This window comes from Sphingobacterium sp. PCS056 (genome assembly GCF_023273895.1).
Classification (GTDB): domain Bacteria; phylum Bacteroidota; class Bacteroidia; order Sphingobacteriales; family Sphingobacteriaceae; genus Sphingobacterium.
On record NZ_CP096883.1, the window covers coordinates 2566692 to 2592587 of the forward strand.

Consider the following 25896-nt stretch of genomic DNA (forward strand, 5'->3'; position numbering starts at 1 on the left):
ATGAAATCATTACATAAATATATCGCATTATTAGGCTTAGGAGCTATTATTTTGTCCGCCTGTAATAAAAATCTGCTGGAAGTGACCGCTACAGATCGAATCTCCACAGATGCCATCGAAAGCGATACTGCAGTCCTCGAAGCTTTTATCATGAATAGGTATCTGGGGGAGAAAATTATATCCAATGAAGCAGACGGCACAAATCCAGGTTTTGGACGTGGATTTGAATATTCATTATGGTCATCCGTCACAGACGAATCGATGTACACCAATGATGACGCAACTTGGGTTGTGCTACGTGGACAGCTATCCCCTGAAAATACGGGTGCTACAGGATCAATTTGGGCACGTAGCTACCGCAGTATCAGAGAATGCAATTATGCCAAAAAAGTGTTGGCCAATATCACCATGAGCGCAACACATAAACGTCATCTCGAAGGTGAACTTCAATTTATACGCGCCTTCAGATACCATGATTTGATTCGCAATTTTGGACGTGTTGTCTTGATGGGAGATACCGTATATGGTTTAAATGATGATCTAACCAAAGCAAGTCTGTTTGAAAGAAAATCGATCCAAGAAAGCATGGATTATGTCATTAAAGAATTAAATGAAGCAATTGAAAAATTGCCAGCAGACAATCATCAAGCGACTTGGGTAGCTGGTCGAGCGACCAAAGGAGCAGCGATGGCATTAAAGTCCAGATTACTACTGTACGCAGCAAGTCCACTTTATAATGCAGGAACATGGGCAGACGCCGCAAAAGCAGCGCAGGATTTGATTTCGCTCAATAAATATAGCCTGTTTACAGGTGGTTATCGAGAATTATTTTTAACAGATCGTAACCCCGAAACTATTTTTGCACGCTATTATACCAAAAATGCCAACCATGTGCATTTAGAAATCGCCAATGGCCCCAATGGTTATGGCGGTTGGGGAGGCAACACACCATTTCAAAATTTAGTCGATGCGTATGCCATGAAAAATGGACAAGTTCCATTCAACGAAGATGGTACAGTAAACACCGCTTCCGGCTACAATCCAAACAATCCTTATGTCGATCGTGATCCTCGTTTTGATGCGACCATTTTATACAATGGATCCATTTACAGAGGACGCGCTGTTGAAACTTTTACACCAAAAGGTCAAGACAGTCAAGAGGGTAATGACAACTGGAACACATCAAAAACAGGATATTACCTGCGTAAATTTATGAATGACGCATATCCATTGCAAAATCCTTGGGGAAATGCAGGATTCCAGCCTTGGAATTATTTCAGGTATGCCGAGATTTTATTGAATTATGCAGAAGCAGCAAATGAAGCCTATGGACCAGATGTTCTTCCAGCTGGAGGTACGCTGACTGCAAGACAGGCATTAAATCAAGTGCGTGCTAGACCATCAGTTGAAATGCCGGCGATAACCGGCGGAACATCAAAAGACGAATTTAGAAAGCATGTACGCTATGAACGCCGTGTAGAATTAGCATTTGAAGAACATCGCTTCTATGATGTCAGACGATGGAAAATTGCGATGGTCACTGAAAATGTTCCAGCATACGGTGTGACGATCACAAAAGATGCAAATGGCTTTGTCTATAAACGCAAAGAAGCCATCTCCGGACGTTCATTTGAGGAAAAACATTATTGGCTTCCGATACCACGTTCCGAAATATTATCTTCAAATGGGCAGTTGGAACAAAATCCATCCTATTAGTCCAGTTAGTTGAAGGTAGATAGGTATGCATGTTTGAGAAATGATACATTTCAGGCATGCATACCTATCTCGTTAAATTTTATTTTATAAAGAAAAACAGATCATATACATGCGGTTTACAATTATAACATTCTTATTGATCAACATTGCAGCAAGTGTCTTTGCACAAGGATATAAGTACGGTCCTGCAGACAAAGATTTTGCTGGTTATTTATTTGCGTATTTCAAAGGAAATGCGGTAGAAGACGAAGCAGTATGTTTTGCTATCAGTACCGACGGTTATACTTATCGGGCATTAAACAACAATCAGCCAGTCCTAGATTCAAAGAAAATCAGCAAAACAGGTGGAGTGCGCGATCCACATATCCTTCGTGGAGAGGATGGTAAAACTTTTTACATGGTCATTACCGATATGACCTCATCTACTGGTTGGGATTCCAATAGGGGGATGATCCTCTTAACATCCCAGGACCTGACAAACTGGAGCCATTCGCGCATTGACATACAAGAGCGCTTTAAAGGTCAAGAAGATCTCAAAAGAGTATGGGCACCACAGACCATATTCGATCCGGCAGTTGGAAAATATATGGTTTATTGGTCTATGCAGCATGGTGCAGGAGCTGATATTATCTACTATGCGTATGCAAATAAGGAATTTACAGATTTCGAAGCAGAACCAAAAGTACTTTATCTTCCCAAAAATGGCAAATCATGTATCGATGGAGATATAATATTGAAAAATGGACTATTCTATCTCTTTTATAAAACCGAAGGCCATGGCAATGGCATTAAACTAGCAATAACAGATTCCCTGACTTCAGGAAAGTGGATAGAACAGCCCGGTTACAAACAGCAGACCAAAGATGCGGTAGAAGGATCGAGCGTTTTTAAATTAAATCATTCCGATCAGTACATCTTAATGTATGATGTATATGGAGTAGGCAAATATCAGTTTTGTGTATCCGAAGACCTTGATCGTTTTAAAGTTATAGACCATGAGATCGATATGGATTTCCATCCGAGACATGGATCCATCATACCCGTTTCAAGACAAGAACTATTAAATCTGACGGCAAAGTGGGGGACACCAAAAGGAATAAATCTAACATTTAAGAAAAATCCCATATTAGATGGTTTTTATGCTGACCCTGATGTGTTATATTCCAATAAAACCAACGCATATTATATCTATCCCACTAGCGATGGCTTTGATGGTTGGGGCGGTCATTATTTCAAAACTTTTTCATCTTCAGACCTCAAAAGCTGGAAGGATGAGGGCGTCATTTTAGATCTAAAAAAAGATGTGCCTTGGGGACCCCGTCATGCATGGGCACCTACCATTACCGAAAAAAAGATCAAGGGAGACTACAAGTATTACTATTACTTCACTGCTGCGCAAAAAATAGGAGTTGCAGTATCCGATCTTCCGACAGGACCATTCAAAGATTCAGGCAAACCTCTGATTGATTTCAAACCCGCAGGAATAACAGGAGGGCAAGAGATAGATCCAGCAGTATTTAATGACCCCAAGTCGGGCAAAAGTTATCTGTACTGGGGAAATGGATATCTTGCCGTAGCAGAACTTAATAAAGATATGATCTCCATTAAGAAAAATACCGTCAAGGTACTTACACCTGATAAAACCTTTCGCGAAGGCATATATGTATTTTATCGTCATGGTCTTTATTACTTTATGTGGTCGGAGGAAGATACCCGTAGCGAAAATTACCGTGTACGTTATGGAACATCCAATTCACCTGATGGTCCCATAACGATTCCACAACATAATTTGATATTACAAAAAGATGCAGCTCAGGGTATTTACGGTACAGGGCATAATTCGGTATTACAGATACCCGGAACTGACGAATGGTATATCCTCTATCATCGGTTTAACTACCCTGATGGTATCAATATGGGCGATGCTGCAGGCTATAACCGTGAAGTGTGTATGGATCGTTTATATTTTGATGCACAGGGCGCCGTTATACCAGTTATTCCCACACATTAGTACATTACTTAGCATAAAAAAGTACCATGATAAAATCATTCAAAAATATCACCCTTTTACTGGCTTCCTTAAGTATAGGATGCAGTTTAGGGTATGGCCAGCCAGGATTTGGTGTCGCACAACGTATCAATACAGAGTGGCGATTTCACCTGGGAGATACCGACGGACAGCTTTCAAAAGACCAACATGATCGTGCTTGGAGCAAGGTCCAGTTGCCGCATGATTGGAGCGTCAAATATCCATTGAGCCCAAGCTTAGCAAGTGCAACAGGCTATTTGCCAGGAGGTATTGGCTGGTATCAAAAACAATTATCAGTACCGGTGGAAGATCAAGGTAAAAAAATCTTTCTTTACTTTGAAGGCGTTTACAACAGAAGTGAAGTTTTCATAAACGGAAAATCAATCGGCAAACGACCAAATGGATACATTTCATTTTCGTACGACATTACACCCTATATCGAGTTTGGAAAAGCCAATACAGTTTCAGTCCGCGTAGACCATAGCCAAAGTGCAGATTCGCGCTGGTATACCGGATCAGGTATTTACCGTGATGTCTGGATCGTAAAATCCAATCCCATCCATATCGATCAGTGGGGTGTATACGCCTATCCGGAGTTGAAATCAGGAAAAGGTAGCTTACATAGCGAAGTCACCGTGGTCAACAGTCAAAATACGAGTAGTCCCATTCTTATAAAACAAGAGTTGATCGATCTCAATAGCAAAATCGTAGCACAGAAATCGCATAAGCTAACATTAGCTGCATCTGATAGAGCCACCATTCAGCAACAGCTTTCTGTTGCAAATCCACAACTATGGAGCTTGGCCAATCCGGTGCAGTACACGTTGAAGACCACGATCTGGCAAAACGGTCAGTTGATCGACCAGTCCGAAGTCAAGACCGGTTTCCGTACCTTCACATTCGATCCCAACAAAGGTTTCGCATTAAATGGAGAGTGGATGAAAGTAAAAGGAGTCTGTATTCATCATGATGCCGGAGTCTTAGGCGCAGAAGTATATCCAGAGGTGTGGAGACAACGATTGCTCACCTTAAAATCACTTGGTGTCAACGCCATTCGGACCAGTCATAATCCGCAGGCCACTTCCCTTTATACCTTATGTGACGAACTGGGTTTACTCGTCATGAATGAAGCATTTGACGAATGGGAATTTCCTAAAAGAAAATGGTTGCAAGGTTGGAATTTTGGCACACCCGGTTTTCAGGGAACCTACGATTTTTTTGAAGAGTGGGGAGAAAGAGATCTGGCCGATATGGTCAAACGAGATCGAAATCACCTTTCGATCTTTGCCTGGAGTATAGGCAATGAAGTCGATTATCCCAACGATCCCTATTCACATCCCATTCTTGGAGGAGAGAAAACGGAGGGCGGCTTTACCCAGGCCTCTTATGGAGGATATAAAAAAGATGCTCCAGACGCCATGCGCTTAGGTGATATCGCTAAAAAACTGGTAGCAGTCGTCAAAAAATTTGACAGCAGTAGACCGGTTACAGCGGGCTTGGCAGGAGTCGCGATGTCTAATGAAACAGCCTATCCAACAGCACTTGATATTGCAGGGTACAATTACACCGAAAGCAAATATCAGGAAGATCACCAGCGCTATCCAAAACGTATTATTTTCGGTAGTGAAAATAGGCATGATATGGCAGCATGGCAGGCTGTGCGCGACCAAGAGTATATATTTGGACAGTTTTTATGGACAGGCATAGATTATTTAGGAGAGTCAGGAAGGTGGCCTTCACGCGGGTTTTATTCAGGTCTGTTGGATTTTGCCGGATTTATCAAGCCTCGCGGTTACTTTCGTAAAGCTTTATGGTCAGATACACCCACCGCTTATCTAGGAACATATCCATTGAGCGGTCGCGCAGGAGCGACAGATGTCTGGTCCGCTTTAGAGGCAGAAGAAGGAAAACGCAAAAATGAAGCACCTTCGATGGATGCTTGGCCAATTTGGAATTATCAAGAAGGACAACAGATAAGAGTAGTCTGCTATACCAATAGTGCACATGCACGACTGGAATTAAATGGACAACTTGTAGGCCAAGAAAAGACCTATGATGATCGATCGGGAATTATCTTTTGGGATATCCCTTATGCAGCAGGAAGGCTCGAAGTTGTTGGATTAGATCAAGATCACAAAGAAATCGTGCGACATGCTATCCAGTCAAGTCAGCGTCCAGCAGCTATCCAATCCACCCGAGTTGGAGATCCTAAGGTACACCATGATGGCGTTATTCAAATTGCTTTACAGATTGTTGATGAGCAGGGTATCCCGGTGGTGCTTTCTGAAGATGAGATCACATGTGATATCGTTGGAAATGGAAAACTATTGGGTATGGAAGCAGGAAACAATGCTGACATGGGAGATTATACCGATAATAAACAACGAGTTTATCATGGCAAAATGATTGTCTACATTCAAGCATCCGGAAAATCAGGAGATCAGATTGACGTAAGATTTACCGCACCTTGGTTAAAATCAGCACGTGTACAATACACCATTAACTAAGATGTATGCAGCAGAAGAGGATCAGTATATGGATCCTCTTCTGCTGTATTGATCTGTTTTTGCCTGTTTCATATTTTTTGCTTTGCTATTAGATCCAGAGTTATGAAATAGATAGGCAGAGTCACTGTTTCTGAAAGATTTGCATTAACGGTTGTACAGCTTCAAATAGCATTAATTTTAAAAAGGAGGAAGATTAAACATTCCGCGAATGAATGGATTTAGCAAATCGGGCAGTTATAAAATATGCTACCAATAAATTTGGAACCCAACATAACCATGAAACAATCATATAAGCAATTATAAAGTTTTGGAAAAAAGTTATAAGTATTAGTAGCCAAATCCGTAAAGTAACGGCAGAAAAACAAAGAGCATAGCTATAAATCATCTTCTTTTCTACATTCCCCTTAATGGATAGCTATGTCCATAAATTTAATAGAAAAACGAAGTAAGAGATAAAAAATTTATATAAAAGTAGTTTACCTATATCTATCTATACCTTTGCGTCTATTTTATCTTTGTATTTATGAACTTCTTCATTTCTTCTGTGTTAGTGGTGGCAATGGGCTCGAACCTATAGTCCTAAAAATACGGAAAAGGATAGTAGGTGCTTTTTAACCAAGGAGTGTTAAGACAAGTTAAATAATTACATAACAAAAAAACGCTTGAATCTGAGAAATTCAAGCGTTTTTAATCTAACCAATTATTAACCTAATTTATGAATTTGTTATACTACATTTTTTGTGCCAAGTTTGATTATTATATAATCAACCAAAATACAATCATAGCATATTATATATTTTTTCAGATACATCAGCAATTCAAAATTTTGAGATACTCTTATTTTGTATTTAGCCTATCCAAACTGTCTTGTCCAATTGACCTTTAGATTGGTATACTTCTGATTGGCTTCTGCCTCTTTCCATTTTTTATAAAATATATCAGCGGCCATTTTTTTCTCAGGATCTCCGGTTCCGCGTGCCAGTTGCTGTTAGTTCTTTTCTTTATCATATTTTTTACCGCCTTTATAATTAAAATACCTTCTAGCCCTAGTAAAACCCATCTGCAGATGTTTCCTTGCCATATCTGCACCCACAAAATCACCATGTTCTAGATAATTAATAAACATTGCAAAAATCTTATTTGAACTTTCCATGGCAATTTCTGAGTTTTTAAATCGCCAAAACTTTCCGATCTTCGTTTTGTAGGGTTCACAGATCAATACGCCCAGTTCCGCTTTTCCAACTTGATATTTTTCTGGGTGTAACCGATAATTAATGTCTGGCTTTCATACATAATCTGCAGATCTGAAATTTAAATAGCTTGGTTTGTAATTGCTCATCGCAATGAACAAACAAACAGATTTGCAATTCGTTTTATCGATTTTTTGATAAAAACATGATGATCCAAATTGCTGTTTCCATTTATTATTCAACAACTTTATCGTTTTGATTGCAAGACAGCAAGAAATATGATGAGCACACGCATCTGCTTGCTATTACCGCAAAGTATCGTGCCCCTTGACCTAGCGGATTGTGATCAGATTCCTTCGTGAAGAAGGGAATATTCCCGTTCTTTAACATATGATAAGTTTAACTTGAATGGCATTCATGATTGCTTCGCAGTTCCACGAGCAAATGCAGTACCGACTCCAGCATTCACCTGCAGAACAATACCTTTAAGTAGTTGGAAATCTACCAATAGTATTGGATTAATTCGATTTCCCTAAAATAATAGCTGTAGCTTTAGCAAATTATAATGAGTGCTAATTTCCATGATATTGACTCCAATATGGGATGATGTCAAATATTGCAACGAATAATAAGGGATTATAATGTTCATTTTGACTTTATTGACTTATCAAATGTTGATGAATTAGTAAGAAAAGCAAATTACAATAAATCGGCTCAATAAACTGGACAATAAAAACAATTTTTTAAGGGCGTGTAACATAGAGATCAATTCCTAAGATTAACCCCAAATCTTTCAAAAAAAGATTCTTTATATACTTCACCCAGTGGAATTTCATCTTCTCCCAGATAGATAGTGTGATGATCGAAAGAGGCGATATGATTCACGTTGACCACATAAGATTTACCCACTCGGTGGAAAATGCTTTCGGGAATTTTTAGATGGATGGTCTTTAGGTTCATTGCAGTGATCAGTTTCTGACATGTGGTATGTAACACGACGTAATCCTTTAGCCCTTCAATAAATTTAATATCGGCATACATGACCTTATGGAATTTTCTATCCGCTTTGATCAATATAAATTCGGAAGTGCTAGATGCTATTACGTTTTTTTGTTGATCGTTTGCGAGTAGTTGATGGTATAATTTTGCCTTCTCTATGGCCTTAGCTAATCTGGTCTTTATAATCGGCTTCAACAAATAATCAATCGCATCCAATTCGTAGCTTTTTAAAGCATATTGCGGATAAGAGGTGGTGAAAATCACCAGTGTTTCCTTAGGCAGGTTTTCTGCAAATTCTATCCCTGATATCAGTGGCATTTCGATATCCAAAAATATCAGATCAACTTTATGGTCTTTCAGGTATAATTGTGCTGCAGGCACATTGGAGAAGCTACCCGATAGCTCCAGGTCGGACACCTCCAGTATCAAGGTTTCCATTTCAGCTCTTGCCAAAGGCTCGTCTTCTATGACTATATAATTCATAAGGGTATACTTAGTTTGACGGTATGAGTATATTCATCGGCGATGGTTTGAAGTCGGCAGTCATCTCCGTAGAGGAGTTCCAGCCGCCGGCGTATGTTCGCTAGTCCGATGCCCCCTGGCTTTTTGTTTATTCTATGGCTGTATACAGGATCTTTTGAATTGGCACAAGTGACGCATAGCCTGTTGTCTCGTTTTTCAAAGTGAATGTTGACATAGGACTCTTCCAGCCCGATAGATACACTATGTTTCACCGCATTTTCTACAAAAATAGTAAATAAATTGGGCGGTATTAACAGGCTATTGATTTCCTCTTGAGGGATATCTGTAGTAATGGAGGTCGTAAAATTTTCACGTCTGGTTTTTTCGAGTTCGATCAAATTGGTAAGAAAATTCAATTCTGACTTGAAAAAGGTTTTATCAGCCGTGTTTTCGTACAACTGGTAGCGTAAAAAATCGGATAATTTGAAGATCATACTCTCGGCCTTTTGAGTGTCGGTACGCATCGTGGCTTTGATCCCATTGAGCATATTAAAAAGGAAATGCGGCGATATCTGATTTCGGAGTATATCCATCTCGATGGCGACAGAATTATCTTTTAACTCATTGATTTCCGCATTGTCCAACGTCCATCGCTGAAAAAGCTTAATCATCGTGGTAACGAGGATAATAGGGATTAAAGACATCAGTGCGTCATAAAATCCCGTACGATAAGTATCTGTTGACTTTTCGAAAGCTAGGTCGGATGGAATTTGCCGAAGCAGCCAGGAGATTGAAAGCAAAAAAACAAATACCAATAAAAACAACAGGAAGAAATATCCAATATAATGTTCCCTAAAAAATAGCCGAGGTACAAGTATATAAATATTGGCATAGCTCATCATCATCATACTTACGTACACAGTGGCAAGATTATAATATTTATGTGGACTTGGAATATCTCTTATCCAATAGGAAAATGCCAGCAATATCAAAACGCCTGTCAATAGACACAGATGTCTTGCCAACCTGTATCGGTTTTCCACCATAAAGTGGCTTACTTTTATGACCTTCATTTTAGGCTTACTATTCATATCAAAACATGATGGATTATTGTGTTTGTATAACAAATATACGCTCAAACCTTGCGCTATACATCTATTATTATACAAAATAACCTCGTTTTTATACGAAAATTGTGTGCAGGAGTTTTTTGTATAATTTCTGGCAGGCTTGGTATAATTAAAAAAGTCCCTCTCTACCTTATTAGTTTCTTTGTAGAAGATGATCGTCAAAAATGAGTTTTGGAGTGATAAGATTGAAACTATCCTCCATTTCAAAATCACCTTGAGTATATGGAAATAATAAAAAAAATGATATTACTGGCTGTGCTGTGTTTTTTGTCCTCAAAAGGTAAATCACAGACAGCGGATACACTATCGCAAAAGCAAAAACTTCAGGACACGACCAACATGAGGCGTAATGCTTTGGCTTATGCCTCTCGACAATTCGCTATGGTTCGGCCTTTCCATGTCGAATTCAGTCAACTTGCTCCTTACAGATATACAGCGAAAAGAGATGGTATCAGCCTTCCCGATAACCAGGTTTCTACCTATCATCAGATAAAAGCCAATGCCAATTTGTATTTTTTAGCAAAGAAGAAGTTGATACTAGGAGCAACTTTTTCATATCGGTATATCACTGCTGAAAATAACTTTACAATACCATCTAGCGGGCTTATGAAAACCGTGGAAGATGATTTTACGTACCATTCTACGGCGCTCAACTTCACCTATATTTCCAAAATATTCAATAAACCTTTCGTTTTAAATACCAGTCTCGTTGTTGACGGAAGCGCGAAACATTTTGAAAGACTAAAAGGATTAGCTATGGGTACTATGGTACTTAAAGCGGATAAGCGAACGAAATTAATGACTGGCATCTTGGTAAATGTGGATCCGAGTACGAAACTACCTTTGCTGCCAATGATTACGTATGAACGTAGATTGACTAACGGAATAATGATCGATTTGATGATGCCCAAGCAGTTGCTTGTTCGAAAGCAGGTTTTGGGGCGGGGCAGAATTTCGCTGGGAACAGAACTTGACCGAAACGGTTTTTATCTCGACAATATGCATGAGCAGATGCGTTCGCAGAGATATGAATACAGACAGATTGAACTTGATAATGGCGTGATATATGAACACCTGATTGGGAATTATCTTATATTGACCGCCCGAACAGGAGCAAAATGGATAGCGATAAGCCGGTTGTTTGAAAAAGAGAAAACGTTTAGTGAAGAGTGGTTAGCAATTGCTGCGAAGCCCACCGCTTATTTTAATCTAGGAATTTCCTTCAATCCGTTTGCAAAAAAAATGTTAGCCAAATCATATATTAAATAATTTAAAATGCGAAACGTAAAAATTTTCAGTACAGATAGAGAAAATAGAGCTCAGCTATTTATATCCGCGCAGCCATCTGCTTGCTATTTCGGCACAGCATCGTGACCGTTGAGCTGGAGGATTGCGATAAGGTGCTTTGTGTAGAGGGATACATTCTAGTCGTCCGGCTATATTCCCTTCAAAAGCATTTTCAAATACCTATTCAGCGATAGACTATACATTACCGGAATTACGGCTAAAACAAATGACCGAAACCAATTGAGTATACTCCATTGATGGAAGGTTCTCTGGATCAGTGTTATATCTTGTGTTTCACCAAAAAGTACCTCATTAAGAGGAAAGAAAAATACGAAGGTAAGTAAGTCGTTCAATAGGATTGCGAGTAATGCGGTCACATGATACGAACGTATTTTCTTGTCGGTTTTCCAAAATCGAATAACGCAGTTGATACCGACGATGTGCACCAATGGCGCATGGAATTTGAAAAAATCAGCCGGACTTTTAAAAGCAAAATAGTTTCTGGCAACATCAATAGATTGCGGAAGCTGGTGACCCCAATTGGGCGCATCAACGAAAGAATGATACAGGTTTACAAACAGTAATCCGCTGCTGATCACAATAGCCATATGCAGTACAAAAATTTTAATCTTCATTTTTTAAAATTGGATGAAATTGTGATGGAGTTTTGATCAGTGGGTCAGGCGAAACATATCTACCAAAAATTTCAGGCCATCTTTAGCGTGCATATTTTCCATAGATTGCAACGTCACCTCAGTGATTTCGGCAGCACGCTGGCACATTGCCCTTTCATATTTTGAAATAGCCGTTTTGATAGCGCTGACATCTGGTGCTGTAAGTTGTTCTACGAGTTCCAGTGCATCCAACATAGCCATATTTACCCCTTCACCAGCGTAGGGAGGCATACGATGTGCTGCATCACCCAACATCGTTAGGTTCGACAAACTTTCCCATTGCTGCTCGGGAGGAAAGTGATATTGCGGACGTGGGACAAAATAACTGTCATCACTTTCAAATAGTTCATGCCATTCACTCCCCCAATCGGCAAAACGCTCTTTAAACCAATCGTATATTTCCTGCTTGTTTTCAAAGTTGATACCCGAAGTTTTTACCCAGTCTTCTCTTTCCTTAGTTCCGGTGTAAAAGGATAGTGATCCATCGCCTTTTGCACTTAGAATAATGCTTTTTTCCATTCCCAGCGCAAATATTTTTCCTCCTTTAACCAGTTTCCAGAGTTCCGGCGCATGGGTTGCTGCATGGTAAATATTTCCCTCTACAATGGTTAAGCCTGAATAAATTGGATCAATATTGGTGAGGTATTTTCTAAGTTTTGAATTTGCGCCATCTGCAGCAATGACCAGATCAGCGTACACTGCACTGCCATTATCGAAGCAGATATTCCACCCATTATTGAGGGGCTGCATCGATACAAATTTCGAATTCCAGACCATGGTATCTTTTTCAAGAGCAGCAATAAGCAGATCGCGGAATGGTCCCCTGTCAATTTCTGGTCGGAAAGAAGCACCGCTTTTCTCTAGCGGAGCTCCACTCGTATGATCGTCAACATGTATCACCGCATTGTGGTCGGTTAAACGCAGTTTATCGGCATGGGGACGATAGTGTTTTTTAAATTCATTTAACAAATCAGCGGCAATCAAGGCCTTCAGTCCCGATTCTTCATGTAAGTCCAAGGTGGCACCTTGCTGACGTACATATTGGTCTTTATCCCTTTCATACACTTTTACCTTATACCCCTTCATCTGTAACAATCTGGCAAGGGTCAGTCCTCCAGGACCACCTCCAATAACGGCTATTATTTTATTTTTCAATGACATTATTTTTTCATTTTGATAATACAAAATTATCTAGTCTGTACCGAATATAATAATTGAATAGGACTTAAAAATAGTCGTAAACGGCTTTTTAGACAGTCAAATGACCTAAGCTTATTTTCGGCATTTCAGTCTTTTTAGGTAGCAAACGACCCATGTCAGAGACAGTATAATAGCAATCACAAATCAACTACGCTTAACTGGAAAATTAATTGATCCTGATCATCGTGCAGTAGCAAATACCGAGTTAATAGCTGCCGCACCAATGCTGTTGGAGAACTGTTGCACTGCAAAAATATTGTTGTATAATGAGGTAAAATAGCTTATTTTAGTCCAGAAATACTCGTAAGTGGTATCATGAAAATTGAAATTAAATCAAAAGATGGATTAGGAATGCTCGCCGCTTTTGCCCAAAAAGTAGGTAGCACCATCGAAAATGGAAGGGTAGAAGTGCCCGAAGAGGTTGGAGGAGGCTTTATACAGGGCTATAGTTTTGATGAGCGATTGCGGATGATGATATTGAACTATCAGCTCCATCAAGACTTTGCTATTAGCCGGAGCAATCAGCCGACTCATATGCTCCTATTTAACTTTCAACATATCATCAATTCCCCTCTATCGCAAGCAGGAGCCAAATTCCAACCTTCGGTTCAAATTACGACCCAAGGATTAAATGTGGAACTTTTCATCCCAAAAAATACCATTCAAAATTCGATCTCATTGAGTATTGATGCCAGCTACCTACGAGAATTGATAGGAGTGCGCATAGATCATCCTTTAGTAAACACCATTTTGGAAAATAAGCATCCCTTATTGTTTGAGGAGTTGGTATGTATTCCGCTGCTGGAGGTTGTCGATGATATCGTGACCAGTAAGGTGCCGATACTGCTTCAGGATTTTTACTATAAGCTAAAAGCGCAGGAACTCATTTGTCAATTACTGATTTCGCTTGTCAGCAGGGATGAGAAAAAAGTGCACGCTTTGAATATTGCCGATATCAAGATGTTGTATCAAGTTAAAGAACGTTTACTCGATAACCTTGCAGAAGCGCCTTCCATTGCCGAACTATCAAAATTTAGCGGTATGAGCGAAACTAAATTAAAAAGATTATTTCACCAGGTATTCGGTAAGAGCATCTTTCAGTATTTCCAAAATTTCAGAATGCAGGAAGCTGCCCGCTTGCTGAGAGAAAAACGGCTGTCTGTTTCGGAAGTGGGATATCAGCTTGGTTTTTCCAATTTGGGTCATTTCACTAAAGTTTTTGAAGCGGTAATTGGAGTTAAGCCCAAAAAGTATAGTAAGTTAGGTCATGAAGTTATTTGAAGGATTACTTATGTTGAATACCAGGGTCAGATCAAAAGGTTATTGACACGATTCATCTAATGGAAGATTTTCCCTAGATTCGAAGTCTTTTTTTACAGCCAGTCGTCGATCATGAAATGATTTTGGACGGGAGGTTTAAATGCAAAAAAAATGTAGTTAATTAGCATTTAGCTAATTACTACATCAAAAATACCGAGAATTAGAACAATTCTCGAATTCTTTTATCTTGCTACGCGCACATTGAATGCGTTAACACCTTTTTGACCGTTTTCTACTTCGTAAGTAACACTTTCGTTTTCGCGAATGTCATCCATCAAACCTGTTGAATGTACAAATACGTCCTGACCACCGTTTGCTGGTGTAATAAAACCGAAACCTTTGGTAACGTTGAAGAATTTTACTGTTCCTTGTTGCATTATATTATTGTTTTTATTGAAAATTATTTAAATCTGAACTTTTGTAAAGTCATTCAATATGACTTACAGAAGTTAATCGATCTGCTAGAAAGAAAAAGGAGGTGTGTAATTTGAAGGTTGATTGGAGTCAAGCTCTAAGAGTACTGCGCACTTTTTATGAATAACAAAAATTAGCAATTGATAGGTGAAGAAAAGGCAGATAGAAAATACCTACTTTTTTTAACTTGCCGCAATCATGCTTGATTCTATCACAAAGGTAAGTTAAAATTATTTATAATCAAAATATTTTTTCAAAAAGAATCAATTTTTATTTTTTGTAAAATATTAAAACTGTTACTCAATAATTAGTTTAAATTTCAATATCGTGCTTTTATCCATGTTTAACAACAAAATCAAAGCAATCTAACGAAAGGGGTTGGTAAATATTTAGTAGCTACTTTATAAAACCATGATTTGATGATCCATAAAAAAGTTTGTACGTGCGGCGATGATCTCAACCTAATAAATAATAAAATTAGATTATTTCCGATAGCAATTGAGATCAATAATACCTCAAATCAATTTTTTTGTTAAGTAAATACGTCTATAGTTTTTAGGATAGTCTTTTATTTCACCGATGATTTTATAGCCATTTTTTAGATAAAATTCTTCGGCTTGGAAGTCGAATGTGTCCAAGACTGCAATGGTGGCGCCATTTTCTATTGCGACTGTTTCCATATGTTTTAATAATGTGGAACCTAATCCTTTTGTTCTATATTCTTCTTTTACCCAAAGGATATTTATTTCTAGACCCAAGTAACAATCTATTCCGCCCAATACTCCGGCAATTTCTAATCCATGCTCATTTTTTACAATAAATTCAAGCGGTTTCCAATTTTCCGATAGGGCAGGCACCTTTAAAAAATTATATTCATTAATTCCATCTACAATTCTTTGGGCATTTTCCGGAGTACATACTTCTATTTTAAAATTCTGATCACCAGTCATAGTTTATTTTTATTTGTAAGTATAAAGAAAAAGTAAAATAAAACACGTGTTATATGGGAATAGACTGTCTCTTTTTAGAATATCCAGCGATCGTAGTGCAAAAATATGGATATCCATCAGATAGATCAGGGTAGATAATAATGTCTGGTTCCGTGGAATTGTAATCGTATTGCCTAGCGTTATCATTGGAGATAATTCTATTATTGGAGCAGGTAGTGTTCTCATTTTGACTCTATAGGTGTATCAAATGTTGATGAATTAGTAAGAGAAGCAAAAGAAGATTATAACAAATCGACACAAGACACTGGAAAATAAAATAAATTTCTAATGACTTTATTCTTCTAAAAATAACGTTTTTGCGCAAAGAATATTATTCTTCAGATACATAGTACTTTAAATCAGCCGAAAATACTTTGAAAATTAATCTTACACACATGCACCAAAAGATAATGTTAAGCCATACCGGTATATTGCCCTCACTCAGTTGCAAAGTCAAAATACTACCATATCCTGTAATCACAATAACAAGCATATTATAAATAACAAATAGAAAGACGCATACCGCGTTGAATAATAAGTGTAGTCCCCCATATAGATGCGGTACCAATAATCAGAAGTTATTTGATAAATTAATTCAAATAGGCAAGAAGTGCAGTACAAAGCGAAAAGAATCCATTGATATGCGTTTAAAATCAGCCCATCTTTGTAATATTAAAAATAACAACAATAACAAATTTGGAGATCATGAAAAATTTACTTTTAACAATCGGACTGATTACAGCATTAATATCCAGTAACGTACTGGCGCAACAATCGCCAATCAAGCGTACAGATCTACAGCGACATAATCTTGGGGTTTTGGGATATGAAACCATTCAGGCCAGAATCGACCTAGAACCTGGTGCAGCTGTCGCCATGCATTCGCATCCCGGAGAAGAGGTGATTTATGTGCTTGAAGGGATATTTGAATATCAGTTGGAAGGGGAGAAGCCCGTTGTCCTGAAAGCAGGTGAAGTCCTCTTTGTGCCGGCAGGAAAAAATCACTCTGCGAAGAATATCGGTAAATTCAGGGCTTCCGAACTTGCTACATACATCGTCAAAAAGGACAAGCCGCTGCTTGTATTCAAAAAATAATCTGATTTAGTTAATCTTTTAAGCTACTATACTGTTAAATGCGACCTATTTTGATAACGTAAGGTGATTATTTAGAAAATGGTATTAAAAAATAGTAATATGAGAACAAATGAGCCATTCTTAACTTATTGAAGCGAAGAATAGCTCGTTTGTTTTGTAATTTTGAATGACCCATGGTTAGCATGGATGAAAATTATCTAATCTGTCATCAACATAATTTGTTATTCAATTTTTATATGATAATTTTAGCCTTTATGACATTGTTGGATTTTAAGTAAATATGATGAGTCATCAAATAAAAAGAAATCCTGCACGCATTACTGCCATTTTATTCCCTATTTTTACATAGAATTTTTTTTTAAAGATATCTACATAGCAATCTTTTAAATCACATCATGATCAAGGAATTTTCATTCAAAAAATTTGGCAACTTAGAATTCAGTAAAACCTCCGTCCAAAGCGATTCCCTCACTAAAATCACCGAACATATTAAAGTTCTGTTTATTCCTAAAAATGCGACCATTCAAGTAGATTTTCAGGAGATAGCAATGAAAACAGACACCTTACTGTTCATTAATCCCCATGTTATTTTAAAACCTTGTGAAACCATTGGTGGGCAATTAATTCATTTTAACAAGGACTTTTATTGCGTAGAAATTCATGATCATGAAGTTGCCTGTGATGGTATTCTTTATAATAATGTGTTTGAAATTCCATTTATAAGTCTGAATGAAGAACAGTCTGCTGAGATCCAAAAAATAATCGGCGATATTCAGGCTGAATTGAAAAATGAAGATTCGGGTACGGAAGAAATGTTGAGGACATTGTTGAAACTGATTATTCTAAAATCTACACGTATCTGGAAGCAACAGCATCAATTAGCTGAGAATATACAGCAGGGCGATGTCCAATTCTTGCGTAAATTCAGTAAATTGGTTGAACAACATTTCAAGAAACTTCATACCGTCGCCGACTATGCGGATCTGCTTTGTATTACGCCAAAAAATTTAAGTAAAAAAATTAGCTTAGTAAGTAAAGAAACTCCAAATGATATTATAAAAAAACGTATAATTCTAGAAAGTAAGCGCCTTTTAGCACATACCATAATGAATGTGAAAGAAATTGCTTACACATTGAATTATGAAGACGACGCCTATTTTGTCCGTTTTTTTACAAAACATGCAGGTATTTCACCAACAAACTTTAGGAAACAGTTTTAATACGCTACTTCATTTATTCCCAATAAAGCGCAATCTATAAGGCTGTGCTTTTTTCATGTTTGCACCTTCCTATTTCTAAAAAACAGGCTATTCTTCTTCCATTAAGATTCATTTGGGCAAAAAGTGCAATTCAAAGCGAAAAGCATCCATTGATGCACCTTCTAAATTACCCCAACTTTGTAATAACAAAAGAGAACAATAACAATTAAATATTAAAGACATGAACAAGTTTACAGTAAAAGACGGAACAGAAATTTATTTCAAGGATTTGGGGGTAGGCCAACCGATATTTTTTCACCATGGATGGCCATTGTCATCAGATGATTGGGATGCTCAGATTATGTTCTTCCTAGAGAAAGGATTTAGAGTGATCTCCCATGATAGAAGAGGTCATGGAAGATCTGCTCAAACGTATCAGGGTAATGACATGGATACTTATGCTTCCGACGTAGCAGAATTAGTAGATTTTCTGGAGCTGAAGAATACCATCCATGTGGGCCATTCAACAGGTGGAGGTGAAGCGATAAGATATGCTGCTCAATATGGAAAGGATCGGGTATCAAAAGTTGTTTTAATAAGTGCAATTACGCCTTATATGATTGCTGATGTCAATAATCCAGAAGGAGTTCCGCTCGCAGTTTTTGATGATATCCGCTATAATACGCGTCATAATAGACAGCAATTTTATCATGATCTTACAGTACCTTTTTACGGTTACAACAGAGGAGGTGCTGTCATTAAAAAAGGTATTCAGGACAACTGGTGGAGACAGGGAATGATGGGTGGTATCAAAGCACAATATGATTGTATCAAAGTCTTTTCGGAGACCGATTTCACTGAAGATCTCAAAGGTGTTGAAATACCCGTTTTGGTTCTTCATGGAGATGATGATCAAATTGTACCCTATGCAACCACTGCCGTTAAAGCTGCAGAACTTTTAAAAAACAGCAAACTGATCATTTATCCCGGATTCTCTCATGGTATGCCCACCATTAATGCTGATGTAATCAATGAGGATATTTTATCATTTATAAGAGGGTAAAAATTATGTTGGGCAAAAAGCGCAATTCAAGGCAAAAGCATTCCATGTTAGACCCCACAGAATAAAAGGAATTTTGTCTTATCAAAAAATAACAATAATAATAAATATTTAAAGATCATGAAAAATTTAACTTTAGCAATCGTATTATTTACAACACTGATTTCAAATGCCATTTTTGCACAAATTAAAAGACCACCGGCATCTTTTGGAAGAGAGGAATATATTGAAGTAGAGAGGAATGTGAAGCTTCATGTAACCGATCTTGGTGAGGGAGAGCCTATCGTTTTAATTCATGGATGGCCATTGAGTGACGCCATGTACGAATATCAGTATACCGATTTCATTCAAAAAGGGTATCGGGTGATTGGTATCACTTTAAGAGGATTCGGATTATCTGATAAACCGGGCGGGAAATATAATTATGATGTATTTGCCGATGATATCAAGGTTGTTTTAGACAAGTTGAATGTTAAAAATGCTACAATTGGTGGATTTTCCATGGGTGGTGCTACAGTGATTCACTATGTCGCCAAATACAATGCAGCCCACGTTTCCAAAATGGCATTATTTGGGGCCGCAGCACCGATCTGGACAAAACGAGCAGACTTTAATTATGGTCTATGGACTAAGGAAGATGTTAATGGATTGATCAATTTGAACAATACTAACCGTCCTGAACTATTTGCCACTTTCGGTAAGATTTTTCCAGCCAATGAAACTAGTGTATCCGAAGGTCACGGCGCTTGGTTGGGACTCATCCAGGCTCAAGCATCACCTTATGCAATGGCTGAAGGATTGAAAACTTTGAGAGATAGTGATTTACGTGATGATCTGAAGAAAATAACAATTCCTGCTTTAATCTTGCATGGTAAGTTAGATAAAATCTGTTCTTATGAACTTGCAGAACAAATGAATGCCTTACTAAAAAACTCAACTTTAGTTCCTTTCGAAAAAAGTGGTCATGCACTGTTTATTGAAGAGCTCGATAAATTTAATGGCGAATTATTAAAGTTCATCAAAAAATAGAGCACTCCAGCATGAGGTTAGTTTAGAAAGCTAACCTCATTTTTCATCTTAAATCAATTGAAACGAACCATATTCTTTTACTTTTCATAACACTGACATTTTTGTCCTGTAGCACACAAACACAAATTGCAGCAGAGCGAGAGCTAACAGAAAGGTGGCAAGTGAACCTGACCGGACAGATGGGTTTTGTACCCTTATTTCCAGTTTCTTTCAAGTGAGTTAGTTATGATCTGCAAAATATGTTTGTAACGGCTGCGGTCAATTATCGTATTTGGTAGTTTTCATTACTATATGGACATAAATTTATAGCTAATCTACATTTCTACAAATTGTAATTAACAATCATATCCCATAAAAAGCCCACCATTTGTTTTAAATGGTGGGCTTTTTAGTTGAATTTCATCCTGAAAATATTATAGAAAGACTTCTAGCTTATTCTTACATTCTATTTTAAAGGAATTCGCTTGGCCAATGTTTTCAATGCCCCTTTATAAGAATCTACACCACCCATAAATGGTTTTCTTGAATCCGAAAATAGCTGTCTTCCATTAGCATCGTAAATCGTCATCAAGACCTTTGTGTCATAAATTGTAGTTGTGTAGGAATTATTGGACTGGTATACGCTGCCCTTGCTTTTATCATCTTTCTTCTTATCGTTATATGTCGCCGATCCTGAACCGAAACTGGATGTTCCTTTATTCTCAATATCATAAACTCCTAAGATAATATAGTCTACTCCAAGTAGTTTGGCAAGTTCCTCAGGAGTGTGATTTGCGATATCGGCAATATTAATATTTGATTTAGCAAGGGTAGCGTTTGTCGTTCTAGGATCTTGGATTTGAAAAGAAAGAGATCTTGATCGCAATGCCTCAGCGCAGGCCTGTTGTACTTCTCGTCTCATGACATCCGTTGTCAGTCCCTGATCGTTGCTCGCAATTTCAAATGGGACAATAGCAAGTTTATTTCCGTTTGACACGCTGTTCATCTGACCAGTAGTTGTATTGCCTGCATTGGAAGCTGTGTTCGTTTCTTTAAATAATTCTACTCTTCCATTGCCAAAAACAATCTTTTCAATTAATGACTTTTTAAGTTCATATTGAAGTTCTTCTCCTGTATAATTAAACTTGACGATTTCATCTCCGATTGTAATTACTTTACCTTTTTTCTGACCACCATCTAACAGATATACAATATCTTCTTTCTGTTGGGCAATTAGGCTAGAAATGCTCAATATTAGTGAGAATAGAAAAACTAATACATGTAAATTCTTTTTCATAAATAGATGTTTAAATAATTTCTAAATGTTTTTTATAAAACATCTATTCTTAAAAAAGGTTCAAAAAGAAACAATTTTTTAAAATCCATAACGTAATTTTTGTGTAATTAAATACGCTAGTTATTTTACATTTAAAACTAACTATGCAGGCACTACCATGGATGATATGCAACGTCTGTTTCCGACAGCCGTAAAAGGTAGGTTGGGCATGGACAAAGAAGGAAAACTGTGGGTCATACAGTTAAAAGAGGATGAAAATGGCAGCTCCGATGGGCACATCAAACTATTTTTTAAGAATGGAAAGGTATATTTTATGCACTGGTGGTTTCCTTGCTAGAACGTGCGGGTGGCACATGAAATAACCGATGGATATTTAAAAGGAACCAGCTATTAAAATTTCAATGCACATGAGAAGTAAGTTTTTGAAAAAAATATCAGTAATTGTTTTTCTGTCCATAGTGGTGCTATCCTGTGATCAGAAAGGAACAACAAACCGTGGTGTCCCATCCAAAGCAAGGCAAGTATCTGTCGCAAATGAAGGGCCGGCACCTCTTAAGTCCAGACCACAAACTATTGACTTGGCAATAGAAAAAATAAGTAGCGCAGAATTCCTTTCTGCAAAACAACGTGCTAAAGTAAATATCCCTTTGGAGAAGATTACAGATTTAAAGATCGTTCAGGAAAAATTGGCAGGAATCGTAGAATTTGAAGATCAGGGAAATTACCTGGGTATAAAAAAGATTAATTTCAGGAATGGTTATTCTGTCCAAAATGAGGTTGACCTCAGTGAATGTGCTTTCGTTTCATACTTTCCTTCCGAGGACGTTTTGCTGTTGGAATGCGGCCACACCATGGATGTAAGCTTTGATCTGTCCACAGGACAGACTACCTATGAGGTAGGAAACCTAAACTTTGTGACCATATCACCATCTGGAAAATACAGATTGAACAAGATATTCGAAGGGCAGGAATGCTACAGCCATTTTATCCAGGTAAGCAACAATGGTAAATTTAAAAAGATCGCCGAGCTCAATGATTTCTTTGAAAAGAAAACCGGCAAATGGCTTTGCGTAATAGAGCAGGAATTTTGGTCAGACGATTCTACTCTTTATTTTGGGCTGTTGACCGAATATAAAGAAGAAGGAAACGAATATGAATTTTATAGAGTAAACATGACCAATGGTCGTAATTAACTGGAAAATATCCAAATCGATCAATTCTTATAAGTAATTTACTGTTTAATCATATGTTTAGTTAAGGCCATGTCGCTAGATGTGGCTTTTTTTGTGTCCGGCAAGGAAGACTAGGTTAACAAGTTGATGCTTTTTTTTGACTGCTAGCCGACAACAAACGTTTACAAACGACTACAAACGTTTAATAACCGGCTAATAATTTTAGTTTTTCTGATGTTTGCTTAGCAATAGTTAATTATTTCAGCAAATGCTAAAATTATGAAAAATCACGTTCAACCCGTTTTTATTGATCCGACTACCGATGAGGGCTTCAAACGGTTATTCGGAGACAAGATCAACCTAATTAATTTTCTCAATATTATCTTTCGTGGTCGAAAGACCATCACAGACCTTACTTATCGGGATACCGAGCGTATTGGTGCAACCGAAGAGATCGGCAAAGTTATCTTTGATTTGGTAGTCCAGATCAGTACAGGAGAAGAGATCATCATCGAGATGCAGACCAGCAGTCAGACTAATCTAAAGCAACGCATGCTCTATTATGCTAGCAAGGTTATTTCAGACACAGCACCCAAAGGAAACCGCAACGCCTGGGGTTATGCCATTCCCGAGGTTTACACCATTGTCCTGATGGATGGTTTTCATATGCCAGGAGGTGATCGGAGTACATATTTTCATGATACTTGCCTGTGTAATAGAGATTCAGGGAAAATTTTTTACGAGGGTTTGGGGTTTATCTATTTAGAAATTATTAACTTTGTTAAAAGCGAAGCTGAGGTTGAAGACGAACTGGATAAAGTATTTTATATGCTTAAGAATATGTCTACGTTAAAGACCTTCCCACGGATCATGAAATCGGCTGTATTTCAACGCTTCTTTCAGTTGGCCAGCTACGCAAAATTGACAAAGGAGGAACGAACTATGTATGATATTAGTTTAAAACGTAAATGGGATGCCGAAGCAGTGCGCATGTACCAAGAAGGACTAGAAAATCAATTGGAAGGACTAGAAAATCAATTGCAAGAAGCTAAAAAAGCTGTTGTAATTGCTAAAGCCGAAGGCGAGCGCAAAAAAGCCATTGAGACTGCATTAGAGTTCAAGAAAATGGGTTTACCTATTGCAGATATTGCAAAAGGTACTGGTCTTAGTATTGACGAAATCGAAAAGCTGAAATAAACGATCTTAGATCATATAAATAAAAACAAACAAAGCCATTCTCCGAAGAATGGCTTTGTTTGTTTACCCTCCTTACGACTTGCCGTATTTTTTAATCAAACCGATCAACACAAAAATCCCGTTTCAGCAACAGCTTTTATTGTATCCAATGCTCTGAGTTAGAACGTCAAATATCAATAGGTTATTTTGAACGTACCATGATCGGAAATACAAAACTCTCAACAGTGTTGAGAGAATTTAATTTTGGTATAACACATGCATTTAAAGATAGTTATATTTTTGATTTTCTGAAACTTCCAGAGTCATATAACGAAAGTGATCTACAAAGAGGCTTAATTCATCAAATGAAAAATTTCATTTTAGAACTAGGAAAAGAATTTTTGTTTATTGCCGAAGAATATAAAGTACAAGTTGGGAATAGTGATTTTTATGTTGATTTATTATTTTATCATCGAGGATTACAATGTCTGGTCGCTTTTGAGTTGAAAGCCGACAAGTTTAAACCCGAACATTTAGGGCAATTGAATTTCTATCTCGAAGCTCTAGACCGTGATGTAAAAAAAGCTAATGAAAACCCTAATATTGGCGTTTTACTGTGTAAAGACAAAGATAGCGAGGTGGTAGAATGGGGAGCCACTGATACCCTAATTCCGTTTTAATGTATAAAATATTTTTTTCATTTCTTCTTTTGCCTCCTCGTTAAAATTATGGCCGATCAACAAATACGTGTAATCCGAATCGGATATCGTAATAAAATAGCCTTGAGTAGGTTGCCCACTTTTCTTCCCAATTAGGTTTACTAGCATTTCTATTCCGTTCAATCCATCTACAACTACAGATTTAGAATAGACAACTTTCTGCGGTTTAAAATTTATGAGATCTATTAAATTATAAATGTACGATTCAAAATCTTGGATAGGATTTTGAATCGTACGTCTCATCAATAGAAATGTACTCGGAGTAATATTTCCCTCTTTAGGTCTAGAATACGTTATTGCGCTTCCCGATTGTGATACCATGCTGTAGGTTGATTTAGATAGATCTATACTATAACCCAGTTTCAGATCAGGTTTTTTCTCTTCTTCAGGTGCATAAATAACAGAAAGAATTCCTTTCAGAATTTTTTCTTCTGTATCGGTATTTGCAATAGCGTAATAACAGTTTAAAGCGATGGTTTGATTTTCTGTTCCAAGTACAAGAAACATTCGATTGAAAGTTCTTCCATCATCGCTTTTTTGTGTTCCTTTATAAAGCTTAGCAGGCAATCCATTGATCATGTAACCGGATTTTTCGACCATCTGTGTAAGATTGTTATTTATTATTGATGGAATCGCTTTTTCAATATATCTAGCATATGGTGTAGAGCTTTCTACTACTGAAATACTTGCCGTTGGACTTTGAACTCCCTTAAAGGTTGAAGCTGCTTCAAAACCACTAGGAATTAATAATTTAACCTGAGTTCCCTCTATATGATAGTATTGTTCGGTTAATACGTTTTTTATAACTTCTTGGCAATATACTTTTTGTGGCATTACAAAGTTCAGTGCTATAAAGCTAATAGTACATACTGTGGTGAATAACCTATATGTAGTTTTACATCTTATCATTTAATAATGGTTTATTAGGTAAACAAAAATAGTAATTATAAATATCAATTATATGTATCCGTCCTAAGAACTACATCTTTGATTTTTGAAAGAATTTTATGTTCTGTGGGTAACATCAGGCCGCCCAACGTAGTGCCATACTATACTCTTTCATCGGTACATGGAAACTACCGTGACGAATGTGACCTCCTCCCAAAAAACTGGAGTATTTAAAAGTAGATAATTCGGATTTGAGTTGATAATTTTAATAGGAGAAAAAACTATGGAAAGATCGAAATTATACTTCGTATGAGCTCCCATCGGTCGGTTTAACGAAGCTCAGGTCACCTTTGCGATCAAGCAAT

23 protein-coding genes and 1 pseudogene are annotated in these 25896 nt (G+C 37.5%); 14 read left to right on the forward strand and 10 right to left on the reverse strand.

Annotated features, from left to right (window positions below; translation table 11 throughout):
- The 3 genes from MUB18_RS10645 (at window position 1) to MUB18_RS10655 (ending at window position 6252) form a co-directional block, all read left to right on the forward strand.
- Window positions 1–1716, forward strand: a complete 1716-nt coding sequence (locus tag MUB18_RS10645) for a RagB/SusD family nutrient uptake outer membrane protein (RefSeq protein ID WP_094772328.1) — start codon at window positions 1–3, stop codon at window positions 1714–1716.
- 109 nt (window positions 1717–1825) lie between these two features.
- Entirely contained in the window at window positions 1826–3727 is a 1902-nt protein-coding gene (locus MUB18_RS10650) for a family 43 glycosylhydrolase (protein WP_248755888.1), read from the forward strand.
- A gap of 26 nt (window positions 3728–3753) precedes the next feature.
- A complete protein-coding gene (locus MUB18_RS10655) occupies window positions 3754–6252 on the forward strand; it encodes a sugar-binding domain-containing protein (RefSeq protein WP_248755889.1) in 2499 nt (832 codons plus the stop codon).
- Window positions 6253–6445: 193 nt separating this feature from the next.
- Here MUB18_RS10655 and MUB18_RS10660 read toward each other — a convergent pair whose 3' ends face one another.
- The 4 genes and pseudogenes from MUB18_RS10660 to MUB18_RS10675 form a co-directional block, all read right to left on the reverse strand.
- On the reverse strand, window positions 6446–6637 hold the full coding sequence (locus MUB18_RS10660; RefSeq protein ID WP_248755890.1) for a DUF2306 domain-containing protein: 192 nt from the start codon (window positions 6635–6637) through the stop codon (window positions 6446–6448).
- A gap of 468 nt (window positions 6638–7105) precedes the next feature.
- A pseudogene (locus MUB18_RS10665) lies at window positions 7106–7528 on the reverse strand (DUF4385 domain-containing protein).
- Between the two features lie 679 nt (window positions 7529–8207).
- Entirely contained in the window at window positions 8208–8924 is a 717-nt protein-coding gene (locus tag MUB18_RS10670; protein WP_045752879.1) for a LytR/AlgR family response regulator transcription factor, read from the reverse strand.
- Window positions 8921–9976 (reverse strand): sensor histidine kinase, encoded by a 1056-nt coding sequence (locus MUB18_RS10675; protein ID WP_248755892.1) that lies wholly within the window; start codon window positions 9974–9976, stop codon window positions 8921–8923. The genes MUB18_RS10670 and MUB18_RS10675 overlap by 4 nt, the downstream gene beginning before the upstream one ends.
- Before the next feature lie 279 nt (window positions 9977–10255).
- Here MUB18_RS10675 and MUB18_RS10680 point away from each other — a divergent pair, with 279 nt between their 5' ends.
- Complete coding sequence (locus MUB18_RS10680) at window positions 10256–11302, forward strand: hypothetical protein (RefSeq protein WP_248755893.1); 1047 nt, start codon at window positions 10256–10258, stop codon at window positions 11300–11302.
- Between the two features lie 167 nt (window positions 11303–11469).
- Here MUB18_RS10680 and MUB18_RS10685 read toward each other — a convergent pair whose 3' ends face one another.
- Both MUB18_RS10685 and MUB18_RS10690 read right to left on the reverse strand, forming a co-directional pair.
- The gene (locus MUB18_RS10685; protein ID WP_248755894.1) at window positions 11470–11955 is read right to left on the reverse strand and encodes a hypothetical protein; all 486 of its coding nucleotides are present in this window, start codon (window positions 11953–11955) and stop codon (window positions 11470–11472) included.
- Between the two features lie 36 nt (window positions 11956–11991).
- Entirely contained in the window at window positions 11992–13155 is a 1164-nt protein-coding gene (locus tag MUB18_RS10690) for an FAD-dependent oxidoreductase (protein ID WP_248755895.1), read from the reverse strand.
- A gap of 354 nt (window positions 13156–13509) precedes the next feature.
- Between MUB18_RS10690 and MUB18_RS10695 the strand changes: the two genes are divergently transcribed.
- Window positions 13510–14475 (forward strand): helix-turn-helix domain-containing protein, encoded by a 966-nt coding sequence (locus tag MUB18_RS10695; RefSeq protein ID WP_248755896.1) that lies wholly within the window; start codon window positions 13510–13512, stop codon window positions 14473–14475.
- A 221-nt stretch (window positions 14476–14696) separates the two neighbouring features.
- On the opposite strand, the gene MUB18_RS10700 is transcribed toward MUB18_RS10695, so the two are convergent.
- A complete protein-coding gene (locus tag MUB18_RS10700) occupies window positions 14697–14891 on the reverse strand; it encodes a cold-shock protein (RefSeq protein ID WP_094772339.1) in 195 nt (64 codons plus the stop codon).
- Window positions 14892–15443: 552 nt separating this feature from the next.
- Window positions 15444–15878 carry a GNAT family N-acetyltransferase gene (locus tag MUB18_RS10705; RefSeq protein ID WP_248755897.1) on the reverse strand — a complete coding sequence of 145 codons (435 nt, stop codon included), beginning with the start codon at window positions 15876–15878 and terminating at the stop codon, window positions 15444–15446.
- A 124-nt stretch (window positions 15879–16002) separates the two neighbouring features.
- Here MUB18_RS10705 and MUB18_RS21980 point away from each other — a divergent pair, with 124 nt between their 5' ends.
- The 5 genes from MUB18_RS21980 (at window position 16003) to MUB18_RS10725 (ending at window position 20300) form a co-directional block, all read left to right on the forward strand.
- Window positions 16003–16116: a hypothetical protein gene (locus MUB18_RS21980; protein WP_411028119.1), complete on the forward strand. Its 114-nt coding sequence runs from the start codon at window positions 16003–16005 to the stop codon at window positions 16114–16116.
- A 506-nt stretch (window positions 16117–16622) separates the two neighbouring features.
- Entirely contained in the window at window positions 16623–17012 is a 390-nt protein-coding gene (locus MUB18_RS10710) for a cupin domain-containing protein (protein WP_248755898.1), read from the forward strand.
- 395 nt (window positions 17013–17407) lie between these two features.
- Window positions 17408–18232 carry a helix-turn-helix domain-containing protein gene (locus MUB18_RS10715; RefSeq protein WP_248755899.1) on the forward strand — a complete coding sequence of 275 codons (825 nt, stop codon included), beginning with the start codon at window positions 17408–17410 and terminating at the stop codon, window positions 18230–18232.
- Between the two features lie 220 nt (window positions 18233–18452).
- Entirely contained in the window at window positions 18453–19274 is an 822-nt protein-coding gene (locus tag MUB18_RS10720; RefSeq protein WP_248755900.1) for an alpha/beta fold hydrolase, read from the forward strand.
- Between the two features lie 117 nt (window positions 19275–19391).
- Window positions 19392–20300, forward strand: coding sequence for an alpha/beta fold hydrolase (locus MUB18_RS10725; RefSeq protein WP_248755901.1), 909 nt, complete (start codon window positions 19392–19394; stop codon window positions 20298–20300).
- Window positions 20301–20745: 445 nt separating this feature from the next.
- Here MUB18_RS10725 and MUB18_RS10730 read toward each other — a convergent pair whose 3' ends face one another.
- Window positions 20746–21576: a hypothetical protein gene (locus MUB18_RS10730; RefSeq protein ID WP_248755902.1), complete on the reverse strand. Its 831-nt coding sequence runs from the start codon at window positions 21574–21576 to the stop codon at window positions 20746–20748.
- Between the two features lie 157 nt (window positions 21577–21733).
- Between MUB18_RS10730 and MUB18_RS10735 the strand changes: the two genes are divergently transcribed.
- The 4 genes from MUB18_RS10735 (at window position 21734) to MUB18_RS10750 (ending at window position 24604) form a co-directional block, all read left to right on the forward strand.
- Window positions 21734–21913 (forward strand): hypothetical protein, encoded by a 180-nt coding sequence (locus MUB18_RS10735; RefSeq protein WP_248755903.1) that lies wholly within the window; start codon window positions 21734–21736, stop codon window positions 21911–21913.
- Between the two features lie 70 nt (window positions 21914–21983).
- Window positions 21984–22769 (forward strand): hypothetical protein, encoded by a 786-nt coding sequence (locus MUB18_RS10740; protein WP_248755904.1) that lies wholly within the window; start codon window positions 21984–21986, stop codon window positions 22767–22769.
- A 258-nt stretch (window positions 22770–23027) separates the two neighbouring features.
- Window positions 23028–23945, forward strand: a complete 918-nt coding sequence (locus MUB18_RS10745) for an Rpn family recombination-promoting nuclease/putative transposase (protein WP_248755905.1) — start codon at window positions 23028–23030, stop codon at window positions 23943–23945.
- A 197-nt stretch (window positions 23946–24142) separates the two neighbouring features.
- Window positions 24143–24604, forward strand: coding sequence for a PDDEXK nuclease domain-containing protein (locus MUB18_RS10750; protein ID WP_248755906.1), 462 nt, complete (start codon window positions 24143–24145; stop codon window positions 24602–24604).
- Here MUB18_RS10750 and MUB18_RS10755 read toward each other — a convergent pair.
- Complete coding sequence (locus tag MUB18_RS10755) at window positions 24590–25477, reverse strand: hypothetical protein (protein WP_248755907.1); 888 nt, start codon at window positions 25475–25477, stop codon at window positions 24590–24592. The two genes, MUB18_RS10750 and MUB18_RS10755, sit on opposite strands and share 15 nt — an antisense overlap.
- Between the last annotated feature and the right edge of the window lie 419 nt (window positions 25478–25896).

What these genes read in the sequence shown, in the direction of transcription:
- MUB18_RS10645 (WP_094772328.1), top strand. Translation starts at nt 1, where the DNA reads ATGAAATCATTACATAAATATATCGCATTATTAGGCTTAGGAGCTATT.
- MUB18_RS10650 (WP_248755888.1), top strand. Translation starts at nt 1,826, where the DNA reads ATGCGGTTTACAATTATAACATTCTTATTGATCAACATTGCAGCAAGT.
- MUB18_RS10655 (WP_248755889.1), top strand. Translation starts at nt 3,754, where the DNA reads ATGATAAAATCATTCAAAAATATCACCCTTTTACTGGCTTCCTTAAGT.
- MUB18_RS10660 (WP_248755890.1), bottom strand. Translation starts at nt 6,637, where the DNA reads ATGATTTATAGCTATGCTCTTTGTTTTTCTGCCGTTACTTTACGGATT.
- MUB18_RS10670 (WP_045752879.1), bottom strand. Translation starts at nt 8,924, where the DNA reads ATGAATTATATAGTCATAGAAGACGAGCCTTTGGCAAGAGCTGAAATG.
- MUB18_RS10675 (WP_248755892.1), bottom strand. Translation starts at nt 9,976, where the DNA reads ATGAAGGTCATAAAAGTAAGCCACTTTATGGTGGAAAACCGATACAGG.
- MUB18_RS10680 (WP_248755893.1), top strand. Translation starts at nt 10,256, where the DNA reads ATGGAAATAATAAAAAAAATGATATTACTGGCTGTGCTGTGTTTTTTG.
- MUB18_RS10685 (WP_248755894.1), bottom strand. Translation starts at nt 11,955, where the DNA reads ATGAAGATTAAAATTTTTGTACTGCATATGGCTATTGTGATCAGCAGC.
- MUB18_RS10690 (WP_248755895.1), bottom strand. Translation starts at nt 13,155, where the DNA reads ATGTCATTGAAAAATAAAATAATAGCCGTTATTGGAGGTGGTCCTGGA.
- MUB18_RS10695 (WP_248755896.1), top strand. Translation starts at nt 13,510, where the DNA reads ATGAAAATTGAAATTAAATCAAAAGATGGATTAGGAATGCTCGCCGCT.
- MUB18_RS10700 (WP_094772339.1), bottom strand. Translation starts at nt 14,891, where the DNA reads ATGCAACAAGGAACAGTAAAATTCTTCAACGTTACCAAAGGTTTCGGT.
- MUB18_RS10705 (WP_248755897.1), bottom strand. Translation starts at nt 15,878, where the DNA reads ATGACTGGTGATCAGAATTTTAAAATAGAAGTATGTACTCCGGAAAAT.
- MUB18_RS10710 (WP_248755898.1), top strand. Translation starts at nt 16,623, where the DNA reads ATGAAAAATTTACTTTTAACAATCGGACTGATTACAGCATTAATATCC.
- MUB18_RS10715 (WP_248755899.1), top strand. Translation starts at nt 17,408, where the DNA reads ATGATCAAGGAATTTTCATTCAAAAAATTTGGCAACTTAGAATTCAGT.
- MUB18_RS10720 (WP_248755900.1), top strand. Translation starts at nt 18,453, where the DNA reads ATGAACAAGTTTACAGTAAAAGACGGAACAGAAATTTATTTCAAGGAT.
- MUB18_RS10725 (WP_248755901.1), top strand. Translation starts at nt 19,392, where the DNA reads ATGAAAAATTTAACTTTAGCAATCGTATTATTTACAACACTGATTTCA.
- MUB18_RS10730 (WP_248755902.1), bottom strand. Translation starts at nt 21,576, where the DNA reads ATGAAAAAGAATTTACATGTATTAGTTTTTCTATTCTCACTAATATTG.
- MUB18_RS10735 (WP_248755903.1), top strand. Translation starts at nt 21,734, where the DNA reads ATGGATGATATGCAACGTCTGTTTCCGACAGCCGTAAAAGGTAGGTTG.
- MUB18_RS10740 (WP_248755904.1), top strand. Translation starts at nt 21,984, where the DNA reads ATGAGAAGTAAGTTTTTGAAAAAAATATCAGTAATTGTTTTTCTGTCC.
- MUB18_RS10745 (WP_248755905.1), top strand. Translation starts at nt 23,028, where the DNA reads ATGAAAAATCACGTTCAACCCGTTTTTATTGATCCGACTACCGATGAG.
- MUB18_RS10750 (WP_248755906.1), top strand. Translation starts at nt 24,143, where the DNA reads ATGATCGGAAATACAAAACTCTCAACAGTGTTGAGAGAATTTAATTTT.
- MUB18_RS10755 (WP_248755907.1), bottom strand. Translation starts at nt 25,477, where the DNA reads ATGCCACAAAAAGTATATTGCCAAGAAGTTATAAAAAACGTATTAACC.